Annotated in this window: 8 protein-coding genes; 4 read left to right on the top strand and 4 right to left on the bottom strand. The window is 69.4% G+C overall.

What is annotated here, in order from left to right; translation table 11 throughout:
- On the bottom strand, positions 1-1,158 hold a 1,158-nt coding region (locus tag SACHA_RS20400; protein WP_039738031.1), incomplete at its 3' end, for an ABC transporter ATP-binding protein.
- Between the two features lie 142 nt (positions 1,159-1,300).
- Complete coding sequence (locus SACHA_RS0105270) at positions 1,301-2,407, bottom strand: BMP family lipoprotein (RefSeq protein ID WP_028662906.1); 1,107 nt, start codon at positions 2,405-2,407, stop codon at positions 1,301-1,303.
- 527 nt (positions 2,408-2,934) lie between these two features.
- On the opposite strand from SACHA_RS0105270, the gene sdhC reads away from it, so the two are divergent.
- From sdhC to SACHA_RS0105250, 4 genes are read left to right on the top strand one after another with little or no spacing between them, the layout of a single operon-like run.
- On the top strand, positions 2,935-3,378 hold the full coding sequence (gene sdhC, locus SACHA_RS0105265) for a succinate dehydrogenase, cytochrome b556 subunit (RefSeq protein WP_019807742.1): 444 nt from the start codon (positions 2,935-2,937) through the stop codon (positions 3,376-3,378).
- A complete protein-coding gene (locus SACHA_RS0105260; RefSeq protein WP_019807740.1) occupies positions 3,378-3,797 on the top strand; it encodes a succinate dehydrogenase hydrophobic membrane anchor subunit in 420 nt (139 codons plus the stop codon). The genes sdhC and SACHA_RS0105260 overlap by 1 nt, the downstream gene beginning before the upstream one ends.
- A gap of 24 nt (positions 3,798-3,821) precedes the next feature.
- Complete coding sequence (sdhA, locus tag SACHA_RS0105255; protein WP_019807738.1) at positions 3,822-5,618, top strand: succinate dehydrogenase flavoprotein subunit; 1,797 nt, start codon at positions 3,822-3,824, stop codon at positions 5,616-5,618.
- 1 nt (position 5,619) lies between these two features.
- A complete protein-coding gene (locus SACHA_RS0105250; protein ID WP_019807736.1) occupies positions 5,620-6,399 on the top strand; it encodes a succinate dehydrogenase iron-sulfur subunit in 780 nt (259 codons plus the stop codon).
- A gap of 124 nt (positions 6,400-6,523) precedes the next feature.
- Here the strand turns inward: SACHA_RS0105250 and SACHA_RS0105245 are convergent, their stop codons facing one another.
- Both SACHA_RS0105245 and SACHA_RS0105240 read right to left on the bottom strand, forming a co-directional pair.
- Positions 6,524-7,912 carry an endo-1,4-beta-xylanase gene (locus SACHA_RS0105245; protein ID WP_019807734.1) on the bottom strand — a complete coding sequence of 463 codons (1,389 nt, stop codon included), beginning with the start codon at positions 7,910-7,912 and terminating at the stop codon, positions 6,524-6,526.
- 293 nt (positions 7,913-8,205) lie between these two features.
- Positions 8,206-8,451 carry an SCO4848 family membrane protein gene (locus SACHA_RS0105240; protein WP_019807732.1) on the bottom strand — a complete coding sequence of 82 codons (246 nt, stop codon included), beginning with the start codon at positions 8,449-8,451 and terminating at the stop codon, positions 8,206-8,208.
- Between the last annotated feature and the right edge of the window lie 203 nt (positions 8,452-8,654).

Below are 8,654 nucleotides of genomic sequence, written 5' to 3'. Positions count from 1 at the left end.
GTCGGCGCGGGCGGCGGCGGGGTCGAGGATCTGTCCACGCGAGACCGGCGGCCGGGTCTGGTGCCCGAGGATGCGGTTGACCCACAACGGGCGGGTCGCCAGGATCCCGTGCCGGGTGCGGTCCTCGGCGATGTAGCCGATGCCGGCCTCGCGCCGGGCGAGGGTGCCGGACCGGGTGAGGTCGTGGACGCGACCGTCGGCGTCGCGCAGCTCCACGGCCCCCGCCGACGCCGGCCGCATCCCCATGACCGTCTCGACCAGCTCGGTCTGCCCGTTGCCCTCGACGCCCGCGATGCCCAGCACCTCACCCGCGTGCACGGTCAGGGAGACGTCGTCGAGCGCGGCCCGCGCGGAGCCGTCCCCGGTCAGGCACAGCCCGGTGACCCGCAGCACCGGCCGATCGGTGACCGTGGACGCCTCGGTCGTCGGGCTGGGCAGTTCCGAGCCGACCATCAGCTCGGCCAGCTCCGTCGTGCTCACCGTGGCGGCGTCGACGGTGCCGACGGTGGTGCCCCGGCGCAGCACGGTCACCCGGTCCGCGATCCGGCGCACCTCGTCGAGTTTGTGCGAGATGAACAGGAACGTGTAGCCCTGCTCCCGCATCTCCCGGACGGTGTCGAACAGCGCGTCGACCTCCTGCGGCACGAGCACCGCCGTGGGTTCGTCCAGGATCACGATACGGGCACCCCGGTAGAGCACCTTGACGATCTCGACGCGCTGCCGGTCGGCGACCCCGAGGTGTTCGACCAGCGTGTCCGGATCGCCGCGCAGGCCGGCCCCCGCGGCGAGTTCGGCGACGCGGGCGCGGGCCGTCCGGCCGATCCCGTGCCGGGATTCGGCGCCGAGCAGCACGTTCTCGGCCACGGTGAGGTTGTCGGCGAGCATGAAGTGCTGGTGCACCATGCCGATGCCCGCCCGGATCGCGTCCTGCGGACCGCGCAGGCGCACCACCTCGCCGTCGATCGCGACGGTGCCCTCGTCCGGCTGCTGCATGCCGTAGAGGATCTTCATCAGGGTGGACTTGCCCGCGCCGTTCTCGCCGCACAGCGCGTGCACCTCCCCCCGGCGCACGCTCAGGTGCACGCCGGAGTTGGCGACCACGCCGGGGAACCGTTTGGTGATCCCGTCGAGTTCGACCGCTGGTGGGGTCTCGGTCATCGTCTCTCGCACGCTTCCCACGGGCGTCGCGACACGCCTCGGTCGACGCGACGGCCTGCTCACCCGGCCGGACCCGGCACGACGGGAGGATCACCCCGTGTCGCGCGGGCCCGGCCGGACTGCCTCCGGATGTGGGGAGGGCTCACCCCTGCGGGGTGGCCGACACCTCGATCTCGCCGTCGACGATCTGCTGCTTGTAGCCCTCCAGCTGCGGCACGATGTCGTCGATCATGCCGCCGGAGGTGGAGTAGCCGACCCCGTCGACGGACAGGTCGAACCGTTCGGGCAGCGAGTCCAGGTTGTCCCCGGCGACCGCGGCGATGTAGTCGAACACGGCGACGTCGACCCGCTTGAGCATGGACGTCATGATCACGTCACGCACGTCGGCCACGGTGTCCTGTTCGTACTGGTCGGAGTCCACGCCGATGGCTTTCGCGCCACCCGCCTGCGCGGCCTCGAACATGCCGCTGCCGGAGGCGCCCGCCGCGTGGTACAGCACGTCGGCACCCTTGTCGATCTGCGCGCTCGCGACGACGTTGGCCTTGCCCGGGTCGTTGAAGCCGGAGATGTCCCCGGCCGGGGTGAGGTAGTCCGTCTCGACGCTGATGTCGTCCGAGACCGCCTTCGCGCCCTGCACGAAGCCCGCCTCGAACTTGTTGATCAGTGGAGTGTCCACCCCGCCGATGAACCCGACGTGGCAGTTGTCGCTCTTGTACGCGGCGGCGACCCCGACCAGGAACGAGCCCTGCTCCTCGGCGAACACCAGCGGGGTCACGTTCGGCGCCTCGACCGAGTTGTCGTCGACGATGGCGAAGTGCGTGTCCGGGTAGTCCGGGGCCACCTCCTTCAGCGCGGGCGCGTAGGCGTAGCCGACCGCGATGATCGGGTCGCTGCCCTGATCCGCGAGCTGCCGCAGCCGCTGCGCCTTGGCGGACTCGTCCTCGGTGGCCACCGCCGTGCTCTCGGTCACCTCGGGGACGCCCAGTTCCTTCTCGGCGCGGTCGGTCCCCGCCGCGGCGGCGTCGTTGAACGACGCGTCGCCCCGGCCGCCGACGTCGTAGGCCAGCCCCACACTGAGGTCGGAGGCGTCCACGTCGGTGGGCACCTCGCTCTTCCTGCCGCTGGAGTCGGCACGCGGGGGCGCCTGCGCGGTCACGCACTCGCCGCCCGAAGAACCGTCGCCGGCCGCATCGGCCCCGGTGTCCCCGGAGTCCTTGGCGCATCCGGCCAGGACCAACGCGCCGGCCATGGCGATGGCCACCGGCGCTGCACCACGCTGACGAAGCACGGTGTGTCTCCCTTCCCGCCGCTGTCGAGCGGACACCACTGAAGAAGCGCCCGGCGCACCCGCCGAGCGATTCGGGCACCGTACCGTCGAGTCACCTCCTGCGACATCCGGCATCCACTTCGCGTGACCGAAATGTTCACTCCGAAGCGGGACGCGCGCTGACACGGACACGGTCCGTGTTCGCCCCGGCCGGTCAAGAGGTGGCGTACCACCGCGGGCGAGACCCGTGCCACGCGGGCGGTGAAATTCGTGTCTGGTCTGTCACAGACGCCAACCCGAGGTGGACCGCGGGGAACACGGCGGGTCTAGCATCCAGTCGTATCCACGCTCGACGGCTTGCGACCTCGGCGAAGCCGCAGGTACGCCGGGCACAGTCCATCAGTGACGTTGGAGGCCGTACAACCGATGTCCACCACACTCCGCGCGACGACTGTCGAGCATCGACCGTTCCTCCGCGAGGGAGGAGCGCAGACGGGAGGAGTGCGGTCATGAGCGCGAGCACCGCCACCGGGGTGGGTGCGAGTGATCGGGCAGGCGCCTCACGTCGGAGCGGTACGTTCTACCGCGGCGACCCGGGCATGTGGTCCTGGGTGCTGCACCGCATCACCGGCGTGCTCACCTTCTTCTTCCTGTTCGTCCACGTGCTCGACACAGCCCTCGTCCGGGTCTCCCCGAACGCCTACGACGAGGTCATCGCGACCTACAAGACCCCGTTCGTCAACCTGCTCGAGGTCGCCCTCGTCGGTGCGGTGCTCTACCACGCGCTGAACGGCATCCGGGTGATCCTCGTGGACTTCTGGTCCCAGGGAGCCCGGTATCAGCGCGGCATGCTGTGGTCGCTGATCGGCGTCTGGATCCTCGTGATGATCCCCGGCACCTATTTCATGCTCGAACGCACCGTGAGCGAACTGTTCTCCGGAGGCGGCAACTGATGGCTGAGGCACTCACTCTCGACAAGCCGCGCTCCCCGCGCAGGCCCGCGGCCCGGCGGAGCAACTTCGAGCTCTACAGCTGGCTGTTCATGCGCATCTCCGGCCTGCTGCTCGTGGTGCTGGTGCTGGGGCACCTGTTCATCATGAACATCCTCGACGGCGGCGTGCACCGGATCAACTTCGCGTTCGTGGCGGGCCGCTGGGCGTCACCGTTCTGGCAGTTCTGGGACCTGTCGATGCTGTGGCTGGCGCAGCTGCACGGCGGCAACGGCCTGCGCACCATCATCGAAGACTACGCGCGCCGGGACGCCACCCGCTTCTGGCTGAAGATGCTGCTGTACACGTCGATGGCGGTCATCCTCGTGCTCGGCACGCTGGTGATCTTCACGTTCGACCCGAACATCGCGGCCACCGACTGACACCCACGCGAAAGCGACGACGACATGCAGTTTCACAAGTACGACGTGGTGATCGTCGGGGCGGGCGGCGCGGGGATGCGCGCCGCGATCGAGGCCGGTCAGCGCTCCCGCACCGCGGTGCTCACCAAGCTCTACCCCACCCGCTCGCACACCGGCGCGGCGCAGGGCGGCATGTGCGCGGCCCTGGCCAACGTCGAGGAGGACAACTGGGAGTGGCACACCTTCGACACGGTCAAGGGCGGTGACTACCTCACCGACCAGGACGCGGCCGAGGTGATGGCCAAGGAGGCCATCGACGCCGTGCTCGACCTGGAGAAGATGGGCCTGCCGTTCAACCGGACCCCCGAGGGCCGGATCGACCAGCGGCGCTTCGGCGGGCACACCCGCGACCACGGCAAGGCGGCGGTGCGCCGGTCCTGCTACGCGGCCGACCGCACCGGGCACATGATCCTGCAGACGCTGTACCAGAACTGCGTCAAGCACGGCATCGAGTTCTTCAACGAGTTCTACGTCCTCGACGTGGCCATGACCGAGACCGCCGACGGTCCGGTGGCCACGGCCGCGATCGCCTACGAACTGGCTACCGGCGAGATCCACGTCTTCCAGGCGAAGTCGATCGTGTTCGCCACCGGCGGCTTCGGCAAGGTCTTCAAGACCACGTCGAACGCGCACACCCTCACCGGGGACGGCATGGGCATCTACGCCCGCAAGGGGCTGCCGCTGGAGGACATGGAGTTCTACCAGTTCCACCCGACCGGCCTGGCGGGGCTGGGCATCCTGCTCACCGAAGGTGCCCGCGGCGAGGGCGCGATCCTGCGCAACGAGTCCGGCGAGCGGTTCATGGAACGTTACGCCCCCACCATCAAGGACCTCGCGCCGCGCGACATCGTCGCCCGGTCGATGGTGCTGGAGGTGCTGGAGGGCCGCGGCGCCGGCCCGGAGAAGGACTACGTCTTCCTCGACTGCACCCACCTCGGCGAGGAGGTGCTGGAGAGCAAGCTGCCGGACATCACCGAGTTCGCCCGGACCTACCTGGGTGTGGACCCGGTGCACGAGCCGGTGCCGGTCTACCCGACGGCGCACTACGCGATGGGCGGCATCCCGACCAACGTGCACGGCGAGGCGCTGCGGGACAACGACACCGTGGTGCCGGGTCTCTACGCCGCCGGCGAGGCGGCGTGCGTGTCCGTGCACGGCGCCAACCGGCTCGGCACCAACTCGCTGCTGGACATCAACGTGTTCGGACGCCGGGCGGGCATCGCCGCGGCCGAGTACGCCAACGGCCGGGACTTCGTGGAGATGCCGGAGAACCCGGGCGAGCTCGTCGAGGGGATGGTCGACCACCTGCGCACCGCCACCGGCGGCGAGCGGGTGGTCGACATCCGCAACGAGCTCCAGCGCACCATGGACACCAACGCGGCGGTGTACCGCACGGAGGACACCCTCAAGCAGGCACTGCACGACGTCCAGGCGCTGAAGTCCCGCTACGGCCGCATCGCCGTGATGGACAAGGGCAAGCGCTACAACACCGACCTGCTGGAGGCCGTCGAGCTCGGGTTCCTGCTCGACCTCGCCGAGATGCTGGTGAACGCGGCACTGGCCCGCAAGGAGTCCCGCGGCGGGCACGCCCGCGAGGACTACCCGGACCGCGACGACACCAACTTCATGCGGCACTCGATGTCGTACAAGCTGGTTCCGGAAGCCGCGAACGGCCCGGATCCGGACGCCCCGCTCGGGCTGACCGGGTTCCAGGCCGACCTCAGGCTCGACTACAAGCCGGTGACCTTCACCAGGTACGAACCGATGGAGCGGAAGTACTGACATGACTGCCACGGTTTCCGAAGCCGCGCACGACACCTCCCAGATTCCCGCGCCGGAGGGTTCGGTCACCATCACGGTGAAGCTTCTCCGGTACAACCCCGAGATCGACGACGAGCCGCACTGGGAGTCCTACGACGTCCCGGCGCTGCCCACCGACCGGGTGCTCAACCTGTTGTTCAACATCAAGAACTACGTGGACGGCACCCTGGCGTTCCGCCGGTCCTGCGCACACGGCATCTGCGGTTCGGACGCGATGCAGATCAACGGCATCAACCGGTTGGCGTGCAAGGTACTGGTCAAGGACCTGCTGGCGAAGGAGGGCAAGCAGACCACGGTCACGGTGGCCCCGATCAAGGGACTGCCGACGATGAAGGACCTCTATGTCGACATGGAGCCGTTCTTCGAGGCCTACCGCGCGGTCAAGCCCTACCTCATCGCCTACGGCAACGAGCCGACCCGTGAGCGGGTCCAGTCGCAGGCCGACCGGGACCGCTTCGACGACACCACCAAGTGCATCCTGTGCGCGGCGTGCACGTCCTCGTGCCCGGTGTACTGGGCCGACGGGTCCTACTTCGGGCCCGCGGCGATCGTGAACGCGCACCGGTTCATCTTCGACACCCGGGACGAGGGCGCCGAGGAACGGCTGGACATCCTCAACGACACCGAGGGCGTGTGGCGCTGCCGCACGACGTTCAACTGCACCGACGCCTGCCCGCGCGGCATCCAGGTCACCAAGGCCATCCAGGAGGTCAAGCGGGCGCTGCTGTTCAAGCGCGTCTGAGTTCCCCGAGCGCGGCCGAGGGCCGGCCCGGTCATCGCGACCGGGCCGGCCCTCGGCCCGTTCCGGTCCCCCTCCCGTCCGACACGGGCCCGGAACAGGGAACGCGGTGCTCAGGAGACGGTGCTCAGGAGGCGGTGCAGGAGCCCAGGGTCGGCGCCGCCCAGTTGCCGTTCGCCATGACCGTGAAGCCGAAGCTCGTCTGGCCACCGGCGGGCAGGCCGCCGCTGTCCGACCGCATCGTCATGACGTCACCGCTGGAATCCCAGCTCGGATCGCCGTTCCAGGTCGCCGAGATCTCCTGCGGCGGGTGCACGGTGACGGTGGTGCTCCACGAGCCGATCGCCGCGTCGCCCGCGCGGACGGTGACCCGGCCGTTGAACCGGTCGCCCCACCGCTGCGTCTGTTCGTAGCTCACGGTGCAGGCGGCGTCGCCGTCGTCACCGCCCCCACCGCCTCCGCCGCCGGAGCCGCCGAGGGTCTCCAACACGGCGTGGTAGGCGGGCTTGGCGTTGTAGTCGCCGTCGAACAGCAGCGGAGTGTCCTCCGAACGCCAGGAGTACTTGTCGGTCACCCCCCAGACCGTGATGCCGCTGCACGCGGACACGGCCAGGCAGGCCTGGGTGACGCCGCCGTACTGCTGCGCCTGCGACTCGCCCGAACCCGCGATGTCCAGCTCGGTGATCTGCACCTCCACCCCGAGGTCGGCGAAGTTCTGCAGGGTGGTGTGGTAGTTCTCCGGGACCGGGTTGCCGCTGTTGAAGTGCGCCTGGAAACCGACACAGTCGATCGGCACGCCCCGGCTGACGAAGTCGGCCACCATGTCGTACACGGCCTGCGTCTTGGCCGAGTTCCAGGCGTCGGTGTTGTAGTCGTTGTAACAGAGCGTGGCGTTCGGGTCGACCGAGCGCGCGGTGCGGAACGCCTCCTCGATCCAGCTGTTGCCGAGACGGCGCTGGAACACCGAGTCGCGCCGCGCGCCGCTGCCGCCGTCCTGGAACGCCTCGTTGACCACGTCCCAGGAGCCGACCTGCCCCTGATAGTGCTCCATCACCGTGGTGATGTGGTTGTTCATCGCCGTCCGGAGGTCATTGGTCCCGAGGTTCTCGACCCAGCCGGGCAACTGCGAGTGCCAGACCAGCGTGTGCCCGCGCAGGTCCATGCCCTGGCTGCGCGCGTGCTCGGCGATGCGGTCGGCGGTGGAGAAGTCGAAGTTCCCGCGGGAGGGCTGCAGGCTCTCCCACTTCATCGAGTTCTCGGCGGTGACGCTGTTGAACTCCCGGTCCAGCGTCGCCGTGTAGTCCGACTCGCCGAGCCGGCCGGCCGCGACCGCGGCGCCGAAGTACCGGCCCTGCGCCTCGGCGGCGTCGGCGAGCGTGGATTGCGCGCTCGCCGTACCCGCCGTGGCCACGAGACCGCCCGCGGTCAACGCACCGACCACGGCCGTCACGACGGCCGTCCTGATCCGGGACCCGACCCGCCGGGGGCCGGATCGCCGTTGGTGTGCCGTGCTCATTCTCGGAGTCCTTTCGTCGAGGACAGGGCGACGTCGCGGTGACGCCGGCTCACCGAGGCGGTGACGCTGTGCGGCGAACCGGAAGCACCGGGCGACGACGGAGAGAAGTATGGCAACGGTCACACCGTCGGTCAACACCGAGTTTCCGAAAGTTTTCGGACTATGGGAGGCGCGAGACAGTCGGTTCACCTGCAACAACCACCCATAAGTGGGGTTGGCGGTCAGTGGACGACGGTTTCGAAGTCGGATGTTTCGAAAGTTTCGGAGGTGCGAGCACCGCGGGGAGCGCCCGGTCAGGACTCCCCGTCGCCCGCGCGGGCGGCCCGCCATCCGCGCCAGCCGAGGACCCCGATGATCGTCCCGAGGACGAACGAGGTGACCGCCAACAGCGCGTGGACGACGAAGTACGCCGTCGGGGAACCGTCCGGGTTCCAGGCGTCGTCGCTGCCCCAGAGGTTCCGGGCGAAGGTGATCCAGATGATCCAGGACCACACACCGAACGCGAGCAGGAACAACGAGACCCGACGGGACAGACGCATAGCCCCAGTATCCACGCTGGACAGGCCCGTTAACCTGCTCGGGTGCGCAGAGCTGCCCCGGCCCGGACCGTCGCCGTCACCCTGATCATCGGCCTGCTGTCGAGTGTGTCCGCGTTCACCGGCGGTGCCGCCGCCCGGACCACCGCGCCGGCCCCACCGGACCCCGTCCCGACGGACGGCGTGGCGAGCACCACGGACGCGCC

Source organism: Saccharomonospora halophila 8, from assembly GCF_000383775.1.
GTDB classification, from domain to species: domain Bacteria; phylum Actinomycetota; class Actinomycetes; order Mycobacteriales; family Pseudonocardiaceae; genus Saccharomonospora; species Saccharomonospora halophila.
This window is presented reverse-complemented; position numbering and strand designations above follow the sequence as displayed.